Here is a 19,460-nt window from a genome sequence, read left to right as displayed (position 1 = left end):
GATTATATTGAAGCAAACAAGGCAGAAAAGGGCTGTGTTTTACTTACTTGGGACTTTACTCATCGTCTTAAGCCTTATCTATGCCTTGCTTTTCACGCAACTTGGAAATGACCTCTTTAAGCCCTTAGTGCAGTCTATTATCAACAAACACTCCCCGATAGCTGTGTATGTGCAGAAATTTTCATTACGCCCCTCTCAAGCAAGCATTGTCCTAGAATATCCCATAGACAAGCCAAAGCATAAAGGCCATAAAGAGCAAGGATACAAAATCCTCGCTACTTTTAATGGGGATTTTTCACTTTTTTCTCAAAATCTCCATACCCAGTTTTATATCACAGCGCAAAATATATCTGATAACAAGACAGATAAGAGTATCCCCATAGCTAGCGGGATTTTAGAGGGGAAATTTAGAGATTTTAAACTCAAAGCTCAAAGCAATATCGCTGATTCTGCTACCCAAATACACGCAACCATCAAAGACTTCAAGCTCCAAACACTCACTAGCACCACAAACCCCAAGCTCCAAAACCTAGCAGACCTAGCAGAGATATTAGAGCTTAGCCCCTCTATCAAATCCATCCAAGGCATACAGGGCGTGCTATGGATACAAGCTGATTTTACAAGAAATGCCCTCAACCTCCTAGAGGGCAAAATCCTAGCACACACCTCTAATGCCGCCTTCACGCCCAACACGCCCAACGCCTTAGCAAGCCACGCTCCTAGCCCCAAAAGTTCTAAGATAAAGTTTGACCTCAACGGGCAAGCCATCTTCAAAGACGCTAAACTCCAGACTAATATCGATCTCACATCTCCCATAGGCAGTGCAAAGTTCAAGCAAATACATTGGGATATTCCCCATCAATCACTCCACGCACTCTATGAACTCTCACTCCCTGACCTAAAAAGTCTATCCCCCTTACTCAAGCTCCATCTAAACGGCACTTTCAATGCAAATGGTTATATCCGTTATGCCAAGGGATTAGAGCTAGACTTCTTCTCCAGCTCCTTAGGGGGCAAGCTCCAAGGAAAACTCAAAGACAAGATTTTAGAGGGACATCTTGATAGCATACCTTCTAAAAATATCCTTGCTCTCTTTGCTATCCCTCAAGTCTTTAATGCCTCTAGCAATGGGGATTTTAGCTATAATCTCTCAGACCAAAATGGCACACTCACCCTTTTGCTCCAAAACGGCAAGCTCGCCCGCAGCCATCTCACAGACGCAGTCAAAAAATACACAAAGCTCGACCTCCCTAGCCAAGTTTTTCACACAGCAAACCTCACTACCACCATCAATCACAAAGCCCTTGATACCAAGCTTGATATGGCAAGCCAAGAAGTTTCTATAAAATCAGATCATCTGCGTATTGACTTAGAGAAAAACACCATCGCTTCTCAAATCAATGTTTCCCTCAAAAATACTCCTGTCCCCATCTGGCTCAGTGGCAATCTGCAAGCCCCAAAAGTAGTGATCGATACAAGCGCATTACTCAAAAATCAAATCAAAGACGCCCTCGATAAGGGTGCTCAAGGAGTGATAGAAAAATATGTCCCACAAGAAAAGCAAGAAAAGGTCAAAAACCTCTTAAATGGTCTGCTAAAAGGTCTTTAAAAGAAAAATCGCTCAAAAGCTCAAATGATTACGCGGCATATAGAGCATAATCCCCACGCCCAAAAGAATCACCACAGAGCCGATCACATCATACCGATCTGGCCTGAATCCATCAAATGCATACGCCCACAACAATGAAAAAACAATAAAAAAACCACCATACCCCGCAAACACGCGCCCAAAAGACTGCGTCTGCAATGTCGCTACCAAGCCATAAATTACCAAAAAAATCCCACCGATAAGCCCAACCCAAAGGGGCTTGCCGCCTTTGAGCCAGATCCATACTAAATACCCTCCACCGACTTCAAAAACACAAGCCAAAAGAAAAAACAAAACAGATACAACAATCCCCATATCAAGCTACTGACCTAGCCTTTCTTTGAGCAGCTCATTAACCCGAGCGGGGTTGATACCTTTTGTATTTTTCATGATTTGCCCAACAAAAAAGCCAAACATTTTGTCTTTGCCATTTTTGTATTCAGCGACCTTGTCAGTATGTGTATTCAAAACACTATCAATCGCTTGCAAAATCGCTCCATCATCATTGATTTGAGCTAGCCCTAGCGATTGGATCAGTCCATCAACATCGCCACCTTTTTGTTCTATGAGCGTATCAAGGATTTCTTTAGCACTCTTCCCGCTGATCTTGCCCCCATCAATTCTTTGGACTAAGATACTCAAAGTCTTTGGATCAATGCCGCAATTATGCAAATTCATATCGCCCTTAAGCCGCCCCAAAAGCTCTGTAGCTAGCCAAGTCACGCTGCCTTTAGGACTAGCCCCAAACTCTAGCATTGCCTCAAAATAGCTCGCTAATTCCAAATCACTAATCAGCACAAGTGCATCGCTCTCTTTGATACCAAAGCTCTGCATATATCTATTTTTCTTCTCATCAGGGAGTTCAGCGATCTTTTGCCCCTCTTGCAAAAGTTCTGTATCGATATACACAGGCAAAAGGTCAGGATCGGGGAAATATCGATAATCTGCTGCCTCTTCCTTGCCTCGCATGGATCGCGTGATACCTTTTTGTGTATCAAATAGTCTTGTTTCTTGCACAATCTCTTGGCTATATTTGCCTTCTTCCCACGCCTGAATCTGGCGCGCTACTTCATATTCGATAGCCTTTTGGATAAACTTGAAACTATTGAGATTTTTGATCTCTACTCTTGTATAAAGCTTGCTCTCTCCATACGGACGGATCGACACATTAGCATCACAGCGGAAACTCCCCTCTTGCATATTCGCATCTGAAATACCGATGAATCGCACAATCGAGTGGAGTTTTTTCAAATACGCAATCGCTTCATCACTGCTACGCATATCAGGTTCAGACACAATCTCAAGCAAGGGCGTGCAAGCACGATTGAGATCGACTTGAGAATAGCTATCTTCGTGGATATTTTTGCCCGCGTCTTCTTCCATATGCGCACGCGTGATACCGATTGTTTTCTCCTGATCGCCTATTGTGATATTCAAGCTCCCCTTACCTACGATGGGGATTTCAAATTGTGAGATTTGATAGGCTTTTGGCAAATCAGGATAAAAGTAGTTTTTTCTAGCAAAAATAGACCCTTGGTTGATGGGGGCTTGGATAGCTGTGCCAAATTGAATAGCTTTTTTGAGGGCTTCGCGATTGAGCACAGGAAGCGCTCCGGGGAGCCCCAAACAAGTGGGGCATACATATGTATTGGGCTCACTACCAAAGCTTGTAGGGCAAGCACAAAAAATCTTTGTTTGGGTATTGAGCTGGACGTGGACTTCAAGCCCAATAATCGTTTCAAATCGGCTCATTTGCCCTCCTTTTTGCTCACGATACCAAAGCTCAAGTTTTTGATTTCGGTATGGGATTTGATGTAGTCATTGAGTTCTTTGAGGCTCAAATCTTGGATTTGCTTGAGCTCTGTTTGATCAAAATCCAATGGCAAGCCCAGATAAAAGTTATGGAATTTCGCATACAATCGCCCTGAGAGAGTTTCATTACGCAAAGGCTCTGAACCGAGTAAAAACTTTTTGGCATCATCGAGCTCTTGTTGTGTGACACCTTTTTGGATAAATGTATCAATGACTTGTTTGATGAGTTCAATGCTTTTGCTCTGATTTTTGAGCTCTGTTTGCAAATAACCAGTGGTATAGCTAGCGATATTATCCATCGCCACACGCATGTATGCTGAATACGCTAATCCCCTTTTAACACGGATCTCTTCCATCAGCCTAGAGCCAAACCCATTTGCCCCAAGTATCAAAGACATCACCTTGGCCTTGTAAGCATCTTTTTTGAGATCACCCATCACAAAAGGAGAGCCAAAATAAATATAAGCTTGTTGCGTGTCTTTATAGAGAATCTTTTCCCTTGATTTGGGATTGGCCTCATAGTGGTGGGCGCTGACCTTTTGCCCTATGGGTAATGTATCCAAAAGAGGCTTTAGCATTGCTAGAGTCTTATCGATATTTATATCCCCACCGATGATAATCACAAGCCTTGAGAGTGCGAGATTTTCTCGGATATAAGCCTTAATATCAGCAAGCCCGATCCCCTCTACACTCTGGATAGTCCCTAGCGCAGGGTGGGCCAAAGGCGTATTTTGAAACAACAACCCCATCAAGGTTTCTCTAGCAATATAATCAAAATCATTTTTTTTATTCAATAGCCCTGAAATTGTCCGTGTCTGCACCTTTTTGAGTGTGTCTTGCGTGAGATTGGGCGATTGGATCAAGTCGTGTAAAAAGTTAATGGCATCTTTTTGCTCTTCTTTGAGGAAATTCAATGTAATCCCTAGAGTCTGAGTCCCTGCGTTTGCACTGATATCGATAGCTTTTTGCTCTAGGGCTTGGGAAAACTTTGTAGCCCCAAGCTCTTTAGTGCCCTCATTGAGGATACTTGCCCCCAGTCTTGCTAGCCCAATCTTATCTCCATCATACACACTCCCCCCACCGATAAAAACTAGCTGTATCGAGCCAATAGGCAATAAAGAGGATTCTTCATAGAGAACAGGGATTTTGAGGGAATTGACCTCATAGAATTTGATATTATCCGAGGGGGTATTTGCGTTCATATAAACTCCTAAAAATAGCAATAACATCACCATTAAATTTTTCATTGAAGACCTTTAATACCTTTTGAGGATTTCATAAGCTGTGTTTCGTTTGGCGGGATATTCGCCAATGTCTTTGATGAGATTTATCATCTCTTCTTCGTTCATGGAGTGGCTAGCGCCCGCAGCAGATACGACATTTTCTTCCATCATCGTGCTGCCTAGGTCATTTGCCCCAAAGAGCAAGGCCAACTGACCGATATGTGAGCCTTGCGTGACCCAAGAACTTTGAATATTTCTGACATTATCCAAATACAAGCGGCTGCAAGCTAGAAGTCTGAGATAACGCATACTTGAGGCTTTTGTGATATGGGGCATTTCTTTTTGGAGAGGGGTGTTATCAGGCTGGAAACTCCAAAGGATAAAAGCCCTAAAACCTCCCGTTTCATCTTGGAGATTACGCACATATTCCCAATGCTTGATAATATCCATATCATTATCCACGCTGCCAAACATCATTGTTGCTGTGCTTTTGATGTCTTGTTGGTGGGCGAGTCTATGGACTTGGATCCACTCATCAGAAGAAAGCTTTTTAGGAGCGATAATATCGCGCACACGATCGCTCAAGACCTCTGCGCCTGCACCAGGTATCGAACTCAAGCCAGCTGCTTTGAGTCTTTGGAGGACTTCTGTAATGCTGAGTTTAGAAACCTTAGCGATATAATCAATCTCAATGGCTGAAAAGCCGTGTATCGTGATATCGGGGTATTTTTGATGGATATGGGATACTAAGTCTTGATAATAATCAATCTTGAGCTTAGGGTGCACGCCCCCTTGAAAGAGGATCTGTGTCCCTCCAATAGCGATGAGTTCATCAATCTTTTGGTCGATTTCTTCAAAGCTCAAAACATACTGCCCCTCTTCATTGAGGTTTCTCTTAAACGCACAAAATTTACAATCCACCCAACAGATGTTGGTATAGTTGATATTGCGATCGACAACAAAAGTTGTGATTTTATCGGGATGGAGCTCTTGCTTTTTTTTGCTCGCCATCTCGCCTAGCTCTTTGAGTGAAGCTGTTTGCATCAAATGCAGTATTTCATCATTGCTGATTCGTTCCATAATATTTCCTTAAAATCTCGTCCCCATCGTGAATTCAAAGTTTGAGGTATAATCACCTGCTTGCTTGTTAAATACCTTGATAGGGAATACTAGCACAATCGGGCCAATAGGAGATACCCACTCAAGTGCCACGCCTGTAGCCGCACGCCATTCTAGCTGTTCTTTGCCATGACCTGGGACGCCATAGTTTTTGAAATCAGCTACCTTGGGATAGTGCAAAAGACCTTTATAAGTGATAAATCCATAATCAAAATAAGCCGATATCCGCATTTTCGCTGCTTCTAAAAGCCCATAGCTCAACTCCACAGAATTAGTAAACAACCCATCGCCCCCTACCCATAGCCCATAGGGATCTCTTGGGCTGACTGAGCCGCTCTGGAAACCTCGGATCGTTGTCACACCCCCCATATAAAAGGTATTGTTGATAGCCAAAAAGTCTTGGGGACTATAACGGAAAATATATCCCCCTTGTGCCTTGTATCGGGCGATGAGGTCAAGACCGATGAGATTTTTGAGATGATAATAGCCTGCAAACTTTGCATAAAGCTTGGTATTTCTCACATTCCCACCGATACCATTGAACTGCGCATAAGCTGAAGCGATGATCCCGTTTTTGGGGAAATAATAATCATCGGTATTATCAAAGCTGATACTTGGCGTGATGGAGCTGGTGATAGGGATATGATAATCTCTGTTCCACATCCCCTGGAGCTTGCCACCATCAAAAGTCTGTGTCTTGGAAGAATAATACATCTCATAGAGTGGCGATGAGAAATTAAAAGTCTTGATTGCATTGATATCATAGCCCAAACTCACACGCAAAGTATTAGTCAAAAGCCGCCCTGCTGTGAAGCCAAAGCCCCCTGATTGCTCGACATATTGATAATTGACATAATAGTTGGCATAGAGATTGGCTGAGGTGCTATAACGGCTATCAAAAATCCTAGGATTACTCAAAGAAATATTGCCCGAGAACTGCTGCCCGCTATTGCGGATACCTGCGGAGTTGGTATAGCTCGCTCCTGTCCCTGTTGAGATATTTGCATAGATACTCCCACTCTGCCCTGTGCCAAAGAGATTGCGCTCGCTCACAGAGCCATTGATCATCAAGCCCCCATAACTCCCATACCCCAGACCAAACTGCAACTGCCCTGTCCTACCCTCTTGGACATTGACTAGCAAATCCATAGAATCAGCACTCACACGCCTTTCTTCGATTTTGACATTATCGAAAAATCCCAAGCGCCTGAGGGCATTTTCAGAATTATTGACCTTACTCAAGCTGTATTGATCCCCGGGGGCTAGGAGGATTTCACGGCGAATAATCCGATCGCTTGTGCGTGTGTTGCCTGAGATGATCACATCACTGATATGGACTTTATCACCCACTTGGATATGATAGATAACCTTAACACTCCCATCAGCTTCATCTTTGTCTAAGTCAGGCTTGACTACTGCAAAAGCATAACCTTTATCTGCGATTTCTCTTTTGAGGATTTGGGTATCTGTGCGGAGGTTTTCGATATTAAAAATATCGTTCTTTTTGACCTTGACGACCTTGAGAAGCTTATCAATAGGGACAACTTCATTATCGATATCGATCTCTATCCCTGAAACTTTATATTGCGTCCCCTCAAGGATTTTATAATACAAGCTAGCTGTGTAGGTAGAAAAATTTGCATTTAAAAAAGGTGAAGAAATATGTGCGTCTAAAAATCCGTGGCGCATATAGACATCTTGGATCCTAAGGCTGTCATATTCGAGCTCATTGAGATGGAGCTTGCCATCATTGAGCCCCCACATCCAGCCCATAAAATCGCGTTTTTTGTTTGCACTCAATGATTGGATATCTCGGATTTTGAGCTTTTCTCTGCCCTCATAAGTGGCCTTTGTGATGATGATATTATCCCCGCGATTGACATTGAGCGTGATCGCATATGCCCCATCTGAGCTTACAGGAGTGATCTCTGTTTCTACCACCGTGCCATAGTAGCCTTGGTATTCAAGGACTGTTTTTAGGATATTTTTGGCTTTTTCGAGCTTTTGGTCATCAAAAGTATCGCCTTTTTTGATTCCCATTTGGGTATAGAGAGTTTCTTTTTCTTGTTCGGTGCCATAGCCTTTGATCTCAATACTAGCGACTCGCGGTTTTTCGGTGAAGTGAAATGTCAGTGTGCCTGCATCAAAGGTCGCATACACATCTTTGAAATATCCCTGCCCATATAGCGCTAAAATAGCCTTATCTAGCTTGGCAAGATCAAGCGTATCGCCCTCTTGGATATTGGTAACTTCTCCAGCAAGCATAGGGGACATATACAAAAGCCCATCATATTTGATAGTCTGTATTTTTTCTGCATAGAGGGTGGTGTATCCTAAAAACAAGAATAGAATTATTAGTTTTCTGATGTGCAATTTCTCAATACCCTTAGAAATTTTATATTTTATTGCTAGCTAGGCTGTCAGATTATAGTTGAATTTGTCTTAAAATAGAATTTAGATTTAAAAATATGCCCCAACTTGGGACTGATGGGACTTATAGGGCTTATAAAATAGATTTATCTGAGGACAGATTTATCTAGCAATATCTAATGATTGCTGATTATCACCACTCTTTGAGTTCATTATAAAGACTATCCCGCTCAATCGCCCTAAAACCTGCGTCCTTGATTTGAGAAACCATCTCATCTTTACCCATACCCGATTTGCTCTTAGCCCCTCCAGCTGATTGGATCGACTCTGCTTCAATCGTGCCGTCCATATCATCAGCCCCAAACTCTTGCGCTACTAAAGCAAGGTTCATACTCAAAGTCGCCCAATATGCCTTGATATGGGGAACATTTTCTAAGATAATCCTTGCAATGCTAATGGTTTTTAAAATCTCTTGACCGCTAGGGAATACATCGACTTTCAAATAATTATTTTGCTTTTGATAAAGCAAGGGAATAAAGGCATTGAAGCCCCCCTTTTTGGCCTCAACGATATTAAAATCTTGTTGGGCGTTTTTGATTCTTAGCATATGGTCGATTCTGTTTTCACGATTTTCGATATGCCCAAAAAGCATTGTGCAATTACTCATCTTGCCCAATAAATGCCAATATTTATGGATCTCTATCCAGCGCTCAGAACTGACCTTGCCATTACAAATATGTCTCCTCACGCCCTCATCAAAAATCTCTGCCCCCCCACCAGGCATTGAATCCACCCCTGCTTTGGCAATATCTTCTAAAATCTTTTGGTAGCCAATACCAAATTTTCTATCCAAATAATCAATCTCAGCTGCTGTCATTGCCTTGATGTGGATATCAGGGAGTGCCTTTTTGACCTCACTGAATAGCTCTAAATACCAGTTATAAGTGTAGTTGGGATTGTGAGCACTGACGATATGGACTTCTTTAGCACCTCTTTTATAAGAAGCGATTGCTTGAGAAAGGATCTCATCGATACTCATTTCATAGGGATTGGGGTTTTTTCTACTCGCAGAAAACGCACAAAATTTACACACATCTGCGCAGATATTGCTCGGGTTGATATGGCGATTCATATTGAAAAATACCTTGTTGCCATACCGACTTTTGCGGATACTATCAGCAGCTTTGCCGAGTGTGAAAATATCATATTCATAGAGCTTTGCGAGTTCTTTTGCGTTCAGATTATCTCCCTTGAACGCCCTGTCTAAGAGATCCATTATGATTCCTTGCATTGGAGATTGGTGTGAATTGGATTATGAGGGATTGTATCACAAAAATAGTAAAGTCAAAATTATCCCCCCGTATAATAAAACGCACGTGCAGAAATTTCAGCAGGATTTTCCTCTTCACTCCATTGGTTTTTTTCTGGCTTGTTATAGACAGATTGGTGGAGGGCAGCCTTCATTGCTTGAGGATTGCTGCTTAGCATTGCCTCTTTGGCATCAACAGAATCTTGATAATACAAACAAGGGCAGATAGTCCCCTCAGAAGTGAGTCGGATACGATTGCAGCTTTTGCAAAAATCATCATTATGTGGTGCGATAATCCCAAAGGCATAGTCATCTTCAAGCGTATAGATTTTAGCTGGACCAAAATTTTCTTTTTCTAGGAGTGTGGGGGTATATTTTTGACCCAATATCTCTAAAATTTGTGCTTCTTTGAGGCCTTTGATACCGAGCTTAGCGTGCGTATTTTCCATATATTCGATATAACGCAGCAAAATACCTCTGTCTTTAGCAAACTCAAGCATACTGATGATTTCATCATCATTGATCCCTTTGAGGGGGACCATATTGAGCTTGATTTTTAGCCCGACCTCTTGGGCTGTGTCGATCCCATCTAAAATAGCACTCAGACCATCTTTTTTAGAGATTTTGATGATACGATCGCTTTTGAGTGAGTCTAAGGAGATATTCACACGCGCTAGCCCTGCTTCTTTGAGCGCTTTGGCATATCTTTTGAGTAAAAATGCGTTGGTTGTAAGGGCAAGATGGACATCAGGGGCGTATGCATGGATTGCTGCGACAAATTCGCTGAGGTCTTTTCTGAGTAGTGGCTCACCCCCTGTGATACGAATCTTTTTGATCCCCTCATCGATGGCAATTTTCAAAAATGCTAAGACATTATCCAAAGGCACATATTCTTCATTATCAAAAAAATCCATCGGCGTATCGGGCATACAATACTGGCACCTGAAATTGCATTGCTTGGTGACAGATACACGGATATAATCAATCGTCCTTCCAAAAGTGTCTTTGAGCATTTTTTACCTTAGCTATAAATATATATAACGCACAATTTAAAACATCTAAATAGGTTTTTAAACATTGCAATCATACAATAAAAGTTTTAAATCAAATACTAAAGGCAGAGTTTGTGGCCATCAATCCCTCACACCCCTCTATTCCTTGCGCAATCCTCACAGGGGGCAAAAGCTCTCGTATGCAAAGCAACAAGGCATTGCTGCCTTTTGGAGAAGCAAAAAGTTTGCTCGCTTATCAATACCAAAAAATGTCTGCAATATTCCCAGAAGTATTCATCGTATGCAAGCACAATCAAGACTTTGGCCTTAAAGCCCCGTATTTGTATGAAAAAAGCGAGGTTTTTTCACCCTTAGTCGGTATCGCCCACACGCTCAAAACCCTCCAAGCCCCTGAAGTGTTTTTTACCAGCGTGGATACACCATTTTTAGAGCTAAAGACCATCAAAGCACTCTGCAATATACAAGGAGCCTATGATATTATCTATCCGCGCTCACAAGACAGGGGATATTATGAAAGGGGGCATTATCTCATTGGGCGCTGGAGGGGGCATTTATACAAAGATTTAGAGCAGGCCATCGCACAAAAAAGCTATAAAATCAGCGCTTTTGTCACCTCCCATAAGAGCTATTTTTTAGATTGTGGCAATGGAGATGAATTTTATAACCTCAACACGCCCAAAGACTACCACCACGCCCTAAAAATACTCAAGGACTCTCATGGCTGAAGAAAACGAAAAGACCCAAGCCCCCTCAGCACACAAAATCCAAAAAGCTCGCGAAGAGGGCAATGTCGCTAAAAGCCCTGAAATAGTCGGGTTTAGTGGGCTTTTGGTGGGATTGGTGGGCGTTTTTGTCATCTTTCCTTTTTGGCTAGAACACCTAGAGGGGGTCTATAAACAAGCTCTTGCTTGGATAGGAAAAGACTTCACGCCTGAAAATACCTTGAGCTTTTTTTTGAGTTTATTGGGAGATGTGCTTGTGATGATACTGCCAATATTTTTGATTTTAATCATTGCAGGTGTTGTTGGGAATATCGCACAATTTGGCTTCTTATTGAGCACAAAAGCCATCGCTCCTAAATGGAGTAAAATCAATCCCATCAGTGGGATAAAAAATCTCTTTTCGCTCAAAAAACTCCTTGATGGGGGTATGATTACTCTAAAGGTCTTTGTAGCATTTTGCGTGGGATTTTTGATCTTTGCAGGGTTTTTGGGCGAGCTAGAGCATATTGCTCTTTTTAGTGCCTTTGACCAAATGCTCTGGCTACGCAATAAAGCGTTAATACTCATTGGTGTGCTGCTGCTTTTGTTTTTTGTGATGGCAATGGCAGATTTTTTTATCAAAAGACATCAATACATCAAGTCTTTGAGAATGAGCAAACAAGAAGTAAAAGATGAATACAAACAGCAAGAGGGGAATCCTGAAATACGCGCTAAAATCCGACAAATGATGCTGAAAAATGCGATGAGTAAAATGATGAGTGCGATCCCTAATGCTAATGTCGTTGTGACCAACCCAACACACTATGCTATCGCACTGCGCTTTAGTGAATCTGATCCTGCTCCTGTTGTCATCGCTAAGGGAATCGACCATCTAGCTATCAGAATCAAAGGGATTGCCAGAGAACACGATATAGAAATCATCGAAAATCCCAAACTCGCCAGAGAGCTATACAAAGAAGTGGATTTAGATGAGCCAATCCCTAGGGCTTTGTTTGAGGCTGTTGCGATTATCTTTGCGCAAGTTGCTAGACTCCAGCAAGAAAAAGGCAAGAAATTTTTAGAATAATTTATAAATATAGCCCTTCATAGTCCTTGATTTTTGAGCCAAAGGAGGGTGTGGGCGAGTATCTCTTCTTTATTGGGTTCATTAAAAACTTCATGACTTGCCCCCTCCCATAGCTTGAGTATCACATTATCATAGCCTTGGGATACTAAATGAGTATAAGCCTTTTGTGCGCCCTTGCCATATTCTCCGCAAATATCTTCTGTGCCGCTTAAAAAGAGTATAGGTAAATGCGGTTTTGTGGGCTTGTGTGGGTAGGGAGAAAAGACTTTTTTGATCCCCAAAAGCAAGTTAGCAAAGCTATTGGGCGTGAAATTAAAATGTGTTTTAGGATCTTGCAAATAAGCCCCAACAACATTGCTATCGCTGCAAAGCCAGTGTGTTTTGTGTCGATGTGATTTGCCCTTTTTGAGCCATTTGAGTTTGGAGTTGAGAGCAAATAAAGTGCTGATTTTAGGGCATGTGCGTATGCCAAAAGTATCGAGCAACCTGAAAAACACCACTCCAACCCCCAAAAAAGCATAAGGCGAGGGCGTGCCAGAGAGTATGAGGGCATCTAGCCTTTCTTCATAGCACTGCAAAAACCTCCGTGCAAGCAATGAGCCCATACTATGCCCTAACAGCACAAGTGCGCTTGATGGGAACTCTGTAGCGATGATCCCACGCAAATAAGCCATATCCATGAGTGCTTTTTCAAACCCATCTCTACCCATCTCACCGTGCCAAACATCGCCCCCGATACTATCCCCGTGCCCCCGATGGTCGTGGATAAATACCACATATCCTGCTGCTGCAAACATTTCACAAAGCCACACATATCGCTCTTTATGCTCAATCATACCGTGTGCAATCTGTATCACTACATTTTTAGGGCAATCAGGGATATATTTATCATAAAACACAGACCCAAAATCACTACTAAAGCTCAAGTTTTTTGTTATTTTCATTTTTATCCATTTTTGATACACTTTGAAGAACTTAAAGAAATTGTATCCAATTTAAGGAGTTTATCATGCCATCTAGCAACAAACCCATTATCCGACTCATCACTTTCAAGCAAACTAAAACTTCCCCTTATGCACTCGGTGTCTTAGATCATAGCCTCGAAAAAATCATTCCCCTTGATACACTCAAAATTCAATGCAACGATATGCAAACCTTAATCCAAATGTGGAATCCAGCACTCAAAGACAAACTTGAACAAGCCATTTTAAACACACAAGGCACGCTCCATCTTGATACCATCATCAAAGCTGCGCCCATACCCCACCCTTTTGCTGAGATCATCTGTCTGGGGATCAACTACCTAGACCACGCCAAAGAATCAGCAAAATTCAAAAAAGAAGCCTTTGATGGCACGCGCCAAGAGGCTGTTTATTTTGGTAAGCGCGTGAGCGAAGCCCTCCCTGATGGGGGCACTATCCCCGCACACGCCCATCTGACACAAAAGCTTGATTATGAAGTAGAACTCGGTGTGATCATAGGCAAAGACGCACGCAATGTCGCTAGAAAAGACGCGTTTGAATATGTCTTTGGCTATACGATTATCAACGACATCAGTGCGCGCGATATCCAGCTCAAGCACAAGCAATGGTATTTTGGCAAGAGCCTAGAGGGCTCAGCCCCTATGGGGCCTTGGATTGTGACTAAAGATGCGTTTGCTTTCCCTCCTAAGCTAGAGATCACAAGCCGTGTCAATGGTCAATTGCGTCAAAAAAGTTCCACGGATTTGATGATTTTTGATATCGCTTATGTGATCGAAGAGCTCAGTGCAGGAATGCTGCTTAAAGCTGGGAGTATCATTTCTATGGGAACGCCCTCTGGAGTGGGAATGGGCTTTGAGCCTCCGAAATTTCTCAAAAAGGGCGATACAATCGTATGCAATATCGAAGGTATCGGGACTTTGAGAAACACCATTGGTGATAGTATGGATAGCTAGTCTTGGAGGGCTTGGGATAAATCTGCAATCAAATCTTGAGGATTTTCTAAGCCCACAGACAAACGGATTGTATTGGGTAAAATCCCTAGTGCGTTCAGCTGGTCTGTATCAAGCTGAGAATGCGTCGTTGAAGCAGGATGGACAATCAAGGATTTGGTATCGCCAATATTGACAACAATGCTAAATATTTGAGTGCTATCACAGACCTTTTTAGCCTGCTCACTCCCCCCGATAATCTCAAAGCTCACAAGCCCACTGCATAGAGAATCTTTGAAATATTTTTTTGCCAAATGATGGTAGGGATTGTTGGCCAATCCGGGGTAATTCACTGCTGTGACCTTGGGGTGGGAAGAGAGGAATTGAGCGATTTTGAGTGCATGTGCGCTGTGTTCATGGATACGCACCTTGAGTGTTTCAAGCCCTTGGAGCACGAGCCACGCATTAAACGGACTCAAAGCCGCACCAATATCCCGCAAAAGGGCTGTTCTGATACGAAGATTGAAAATAGGCAAGGGAACTGAGGCATAAACTAGCCCGTGGTAGCTAGGGTCGGGTGTGTTGAATTGGGGGTATCTTGGGTTGTCTTTGATGAGGTCATTGAGCCCCTCTCTATCGACAATCCCTCCAGAGATGGTGCTTCCTTGGCCGCTCGCATATTTACTCAAGCTATGGACAACAACATCAACGCCCCATTTGATTGGGTTACAAAGTATAGGGGTCGCAACGGTATTATCGCAGATAGTGATGATTTGATGTTTTTTAGCGATTTGGGTTATCTCTTCGATGGGTGCGATGGCAATTTGTGGATTGCTTAAGCTTTCAAAGAAAATTGCCTTGGTTTTTGTGTCTATCAAAGGCTCTATGCTGCTGGGTTCATCGATAGAAAATACCCTTGCTTGTATCCCAAGGTTTTTGAGCGTATGGAGCAATAAATTACTCGAGCCACCATAGATTTTATCAGCAATCAAGATATTATCCCCTGCAAAAGCAAGATTGATAATCGCATAAAATATCGCTGCTGACCCGCTCGCAGTAACAATCCCGCTCGCCCCGCCTTCTAGGGCAGCCAAACGCTTTTCTAGCACATCATGAGTGGGGTTAGTCAAGCGCGTATAGATATTGCCAAGCTCCTGGAGGGCAAAGCGTGCACCTGCTTGCTGGGAGCTATCAAATCCATAAGCTGTTGTCTGATAGATAGGCACACTGATGGTTTGCTGAGAATCAGGGGCATAGCCTTGATGGAGCGCTAGGGTTTCTGGGTGTAATTTTGTATGAGACATTTGGTATCCTTTAGAGTTATTTTGATGAAACATCAAGAGGACTTTATCAGATTTTTATAAAACACGATATGTATTTGATGAAATTTAGGTATTCAAATCCTCAAAATGTTACAAAAATAAACAAACACGATATGTGTTTATGAATTTTATCTATCCAACCCACTATCCACAAAACACTGCCAGCACAAAATATTACCCACACTCCCCCCCATCTCCTTATCTCTTTATCTAGCAAGCAAAATACTAGATTGGGCTGGTTAGCTCTTTTTCTATTGCTAATTTTTAATATTTAAGTTATAGTTTTCATTATTATAATTATCAATCTGAAAGGAAAGTATATTAATGATAAAAAAATATTCTTTATTCATTATTTGCCTGATTGCCTTAAATGCACAAGAAGAGTTATCAGAAAATAACTATAAAATACCTAAAATCACAATTGAGGGGAGCAAAAAAGCTGCCTATACAATCGGAGGAGGGAGCAAGATCACACAAGAGCTGCTCTCTGAATTTCCCTCGGGCAATGGCCAAATCACTAATTTTCTTAAAATCAATCCCAATGTTGTTTTCAGCAATCAAGTCAATAGCTCCAAAACCCCTGGTGAAATCGACCCTGCTAATGTTTCTATCAATGGAGCGATGTTTTATCAAAACCTTTTCAACCTCGATGGTGTCAGTATGAATAACGACCTCAACCCGCAAGCCACAAACCCCGCTAGCCCCACAAGTATCCCCGGCAGATCCCAAGGGCTTGCTATCGATGCCTCGCTGATTGGGAGTATCCAAGTGCTTGATAGCAATATCTCTGCAGCTTATGGGGGCTTTGAGGGGGGCGTGATCGAAGCGACCACCAAAGACCCAAGTAAGGAATTCAAAGCCAAAATCTCCTATCAGCTCACAAGCTCCAAACTCACTGCATACCATATCTACCCCTCTGAATATGCAAGCTTTATCAACTCAAGCAGCAGCACAAGCCAACCTGAATTTTTCAAATATCTTGTGCGTGCACAAGCTGAGGGCTACATTGGCAAAGACTTTGGGATTATCGGAAGCTTTGCTACAACACAATCAACGATTCCCCTACATCTGTATGCCCAAAGTGCTGCTAAAGAAGACAAAAAGGACAACAAACGCTCCTTATTCAACTACTTCCTCAAAGGCCTTTATACAGGTATCGAAGACCTAAGGCTAGAAGCAAGCCTAACTTATGCGCCCCAAAACAATCAATATTTCATTGTCAATTCAAGAGATTCACAATATTCCATACTCTCTGGGGGTCTGCAAGCCTTGCTAAAAACCACTTATAATTTCAAAATCGCCCAAACCATCAATGCACTCTCTTATAATGATGAGAGCAACTCCCGCAAAGGACAAGAGCAGTATTATAAAGTCTGGAAAACCTCTGCAGACAAGGACTGGGGCACAGCCAAGCAGTCTAATGAGGGGACTTGGGGGAACCTCAACAGCGGCCAAAGACGGCTTGAATTCAAAGATGATACGCATTTTGAAGAGTTATCTTTTTCAAAAACACACCACAACTTGAGCGCAGGGATACAACTCAGCTATACCAACGCCTACTACATGCGCCCCAATGACTTTTTCACAGCTGATGCAACACCAGGGAGTCAAAAGCCCTTAAAAGCAGGTGAAACTTGCCAAGAAACACAATATTGCTCAAGCTCACCTGTAAATGATATGGCCACAACTTGGAAAGACAACAAGGGGCAGTATTTTGCTAAGCTAACCACTTACCAAAAGGGCACAATCAAGCTTGATAATTTCGCTTATGGAGGCTATATTGAAGATAGTATCCAATTCTGGCATTTGCATTTTCGCCCCGGAGTGCGCTTCGATGGTGATACTTATATGAAAAAATTCACAATCGCACCAAGAGTAGCCCTCGAGCTTGATGTCTTTGGGGATAAAAAAACCCGCTTGATCGGGGGCTATAATCGCTACTATGGTCGCAATATCCTTAACTTTCGCCTCCAAGATGGTATCAACGCCCTCATAGCCACACAAACAAGAACAGCGCCTGATAAGCCTTGGAGTGCAGGGGTAGTGGCCAAAAGCAAGACAAAATTTGAAGAACTCAAAATCCCCTATAATGATGAATTTGTCGCAGGAATATCCCAAAAGGTCTGGAAATTTGAGGGTAGTTTCAAATATGTCCATCGCAATGGGCGTGATGGAATCACCAAAGTGATACACACACCCAAAATCAACCCCGCCCCTGATAGCAATTACGATGACAAGCTCTATTACACCTATGCTAATGATGGCAAAAGCGATAGCGATATTTTTTCTCTATCCATCGGGACAACAGAGCCGATACATTTTCTCAATATCTACCAACATTTTTTATTCACAGCCGATTATTCTAAAATCAGACGCAATTTTGTGGATTATGATAGCACCAATATCTTTGATGAAGATGTGATGTTTGATGGCAAAATCATCAAACACTCTGCCCTCCCCCCTGATAACTTCGCTAAGCCGTGGAATACGCGTATCACCACCATCACAGATATAAGATTCTCACGCACCACCTTGACTTGGAGTAATTTTTTCTCTTATCGTTCCAGCTATCAAAAAGCCCTCAATATCGGCACAAGCACCTCCAAAGGCAGCGATGGGAAAGCACTCAAAGAATATACGATTTTTAATTTCCCCAATGCCTTCACTTGGGATACGCGCATTGGATTTGATGTGAGATTTTGGGGCAAAAATACACTTTTTATCAATCTAGATATTTACAACTTGCTTGATAATCTCAATATCTCTACAGCCAACTTCACCACCATCAAAGGCCAAACAACAATCACGCCCACTTATGAAACAGGGAGATCTTTTTGGTTGCAAGCAGGCTATCAGTTTTAATCCTTGGGCTAGCCTTAGCGCTCAATGCCCATGGCATACCAAAAGACATACAGACAATCAGAGAAATGTATCAGCAAGCCCCTGAACTTTGGGAAAAGCCAAACACATATCCAAACATTGCCTACAAAGAGCTCGCCCCCTTGCCTAAGCAAGCCCCTTTCCCTGCTGATAATCCCTACTCTAAGCCTAAAGCCGAGCTAGGAGAAAGGCTTTTTTATGACCCTAAGCTCTCCTTATCTCAAAAAATATCTTGCGCACACTGCCATAAAAAGGACTTTGCCTTTGGGGATAACACCCCGCTCTCAAAAGGACATCTCAACCAGAAGGGCTCTCGCAATGCACCGAGTATTTTGATGAGCGCTTTTGGTAGGGAAAAATTCTGGGACAGCAGGGCTAAAAGCCTAGAAGACCAAGCCCTAGAGCCGATACAAGACCATCAAGAGATGGCACTACCACTCCAAGACTTGCTTGCCTATCTCAACAGCTCTCCAACTTATCAAAAAGCCTTTTACAAAGCCTTCAAGCAAAGCCCCATCACGCAAGAGCAAGTAGCAATGGCTCTAGCGACCTATGAAAGGACATTAATGCCTAAAAGAGGGGCTTTTGATCGGTTTTTGCTCGGAGAAAAAAATGCTTTGAGTAATCAAGAAGTCTGGGGACTGCACCTATTCCGCACAAAAGCTGGCTGCATGAATTGCCACTATGGGATAGCCTTTAGCGATGGCAAGACCCATAATTTGGGCTTAAGCTATTATGGCAGAAAATACCAAGATTTGGGTAAGGGCGCATGGAGTCAAGACCCCAAAGATTTAGGAGCGTTCAAGACGCCCTCCCTTAGAGGCGTGAGTCGAAGCGCTCCTTATATGCATAATGGGCTATTTCCCTCTCTTAGAGGCATACTCAATGCCTATAATGCTGGTATGTTCCACCCTCTGCCCCCACCACACATGCCCCCACCCTACCCGCAAACCTCACCACTCCTCAAGCCCCTTTTTCTGACACCAGAAGAACTCGATGCTATTGAGAGCTTTTTGAAGACTCTTTGATCCGTGCATTTCAATGCCTACTGATAAATCTATTTA

15 protein-coding genes are annotated in these 19,460 nt (G+C 42.6%); 6 read left to right on the top strand and 9 right to left on the bottom strand.

The window, feature by feature from the left end; genetic code table 11:
* Nucleotides 1-7 precede the first annotated feature (7 nt).
* Nucleotides 8-1,609: a hypothetical protein gene (locus tag BKH46_RS02885; RefSeq protein ID WP_095225336.1), complete on the top strand. Its 1,602-nt coding sequence runs from the start codon at nt 8-10 to the stop codon at nt 1,607-1,609.
* A gap of 12 nt (nt 1,610-1,621) precedes the next feature.
* Here the strand turns inward: BKH46_RS02885 and BKH46_RS02880 are convergent, their stop codons facing one another.
* From BKH46_RS02880 to moaA, 7 genes are all read right to left on the bottom strand, one after another.
* The gene (locus tag BKH46_RS02880) at nt 1,622-1,963 is read right to left on the bottom strand and encodes a YnfA family protein (RefSeq protein WP_095225335.1); all 342 of its coding nucleotides are present in this window, start codon (nt 1,961-1,963) and stop codon (nt 1,622-1,624) included.
* A gap of 6 nt (nt 1,964-1,969) precedes the next feature.
* On the bottom strand, nt 1,970-3,400 hold the full coding sequence (gene gatB, locus BKH46_RS02875) for an Asp-tRNA(Asn)/Glu-tRNA(Gln) amidotransferase subunit GatB (protein ID WP_095225334.1): 1,431 nt from the start codon (nt 3,398-3,400) through the stop codon (nt 1,970-1,972).
* The gene (locus BKH46_RS02870; RefSeq protein ID WP_095225333.1) at nt 3,397-4,707 is read right to left on the bottom strand and encodes a pitrilysin family protein; all 1,311 of its coding nucleotides are present in this window, start codon (nt 4,705-4,707) and stop codon (nt 3,397-3,399) included. The genes gatB and BKH46_RS02870 overlap by 4 nt, the downstream gene beginning before the upstream one ends.
* A 9-nt stretch (nt 4,708-4,716) precedes the next feature.
* Nucleotides 4,717-5,763 (bottom strand): dehypoxanthine futalosine cyclase, encoded by a 1,047-nt coding sequence (locus BKH46_RS02865; protein WP_095225332.1) that lies wholly within the window; start codon nt 5,761-5,763, stop codon nt 4,717-4,719.
* Nucleotides 5,764-5,772: 9 nt separating this feature from the next.
* Complete coding sequence (bamA, locus tag BKH46_RS02860; RefSeq protein ID WP_275542175.1) at nt 5,773-8,169, bottom strand: outer membrane protein assembly factor BamA; 2,397 nt, start codon at nt 8,167-8,169, stop codon at nt 5,773-5,775.
* 196 nt (nt 8,170-8,365) lie between these two features.
* Nucleotides 8,366-9,448 carry an aminofutalosine synthase MqnE gene (mqnE, locus tag BKH46_RS02855; protein WP_095225331.1) on the bottom strand — a complete coding sequence of 361 codons (1,083 nt, stop codon included), beginning with the start codon at nt 9,446-9,448 and terminating at the stop codon, nt 8,366-8,368.
* A gap of 74 nt (nt 9,449-9,522) precedes the next feature.
* The gene (moaA, locus tag BKH46_RS02850; RefSeq protein WP_095225330.1) at nt 9,523-10,494 is read right to left on the bottom strand and encodes a GTP 3',8-cyclase MoaA; all 972 of its coding nucleotides are present in this window, start codon (nt 10,492-10,494) and stop codon (nt 9,523-9,525) included.
* A gap of 113 nt (nt 10,495-10,607) precedes the next feature.
* Between moaA and mobA the strand changes: the two genes are divergently transcribed.
* Nucleotides 10,608-11,219 (top strand): molybdenum cofactor guanylyltransferase MobA, encoded by a 612-nt coding sequence (mobA, locus tag BKH46_RS02845; protein WP_172402542.1) that lies wholly within the window; start codon nt 10,608-10,610, stop codon nt 11,217-11,219.
* Nucleotides 11,212-12,282 (top strand): flagellar biosynthesis protein FlhB, encoded by a 1,071-nt coding sequence (gene flhB, locus BKH46_RS02840; protein WP_095225328.1) that lies wholly within the window; start codon nt 11,212-11,214, stop codon nt 12,280-12,282. Before mobA ends, flhB begins: the two co-directional genes overlap by 8 nt.
* 17 nt (nt 12,283-12,299) lie before the next feature.
* On the opposite strand, the gene BKH46_RS02835 is transcribed toward flhB, so the two are convergent.
* Entirely contained in the window at nt 12,300-13,226 is a 927-nt protein-coding gene (locus BKH46_RS02835) for an alpha/beta hydrolase (protein WP_095225327.1), read from the bottom strand.
* Between the two features lie 65 nt (nt 13,227-13,291).
* On the opposite strand from BKH46_RS02835, the gene BKH46_RS02830 reads away from it, so the two are divergent.
* A complete protein-coding gene (locus tag BKH46_RS02830) occupies nt 13,292-14,218 on the top strand; it encodes a fumarylacetoacetate hydrolase family protein (RefSeq protein WP_095225326.1) in 927 nt (308 codons plus the stop codon).
* Here BKH46_RS02830 and BKH46_RS02825 read toward each other — a convergent pair.
* On the bottom strand, nt 14,215-15,498 hold the full coding sequence (locus tag BKH46_RS02825; RefSeq protein WP_095225325.1) for an aminotransferase class I/II-fold pyridoxal phosphate-dependent enzyme: 1,284 nt from the start codon (nt 15,496-15,498) through the stop codon (nt 14,215-14,217). The genes BKH46_RS02830 and BKH46_RS02825 overlap by 4 nt on opposite strands.
* A gap of 342 nt (nt 15,499-15,840) precedes the next feature.
* Between BKH46_RS02825 and BKH46_RS02820 the strand changes: the two genes are divergently transcribed.
* Together BKH46_RS02820 and BKH46_RS02815 are read left to right on the top strand one after the other, a co-directional pair.
* Entirely contained in the window at nt 15,841-18,378 is a 2,538-nt protein-coding gene (locus BKH46_RS02820) for a TonB-dependent receptor plug domain-containing protein (protein WP_095225324.1), read from the top strand.
* Nucleotides 18,351-19,424 carry a cytochrome c peroxidase gene (locus BKH46_RS02815; protein WP_253248278.1) on the top strand — a complete coding sequence of 358 codons (1,074 nt, stop codon included), beginning with the start codon at nt 18,351-18,353 and terminating at the stop codon, nt 19,422-19,424. The genes BKH46_RS02820 and BKH46_RS02815 overlap by 28 nt, the downstream gene beginning before the upstream one ends.
* The last annotated feature ends 36 nt before the right edge of the window (nt 19,425-19,460 follow it).

Source organism: Helicobacter sp. 12S02634-8 (assembly GCF_002272865.1).
GTDB lineage: Bacteria > Campylobacterota > Campylobacteria > Campylobacterales > Helicobacteraceae > Helicobacter_J.
The sequence above is the reverse complement of the archived record's forward strand: the minus strand, read 5'-3'. Positions and strand labels throughout refer to the sequence as shown.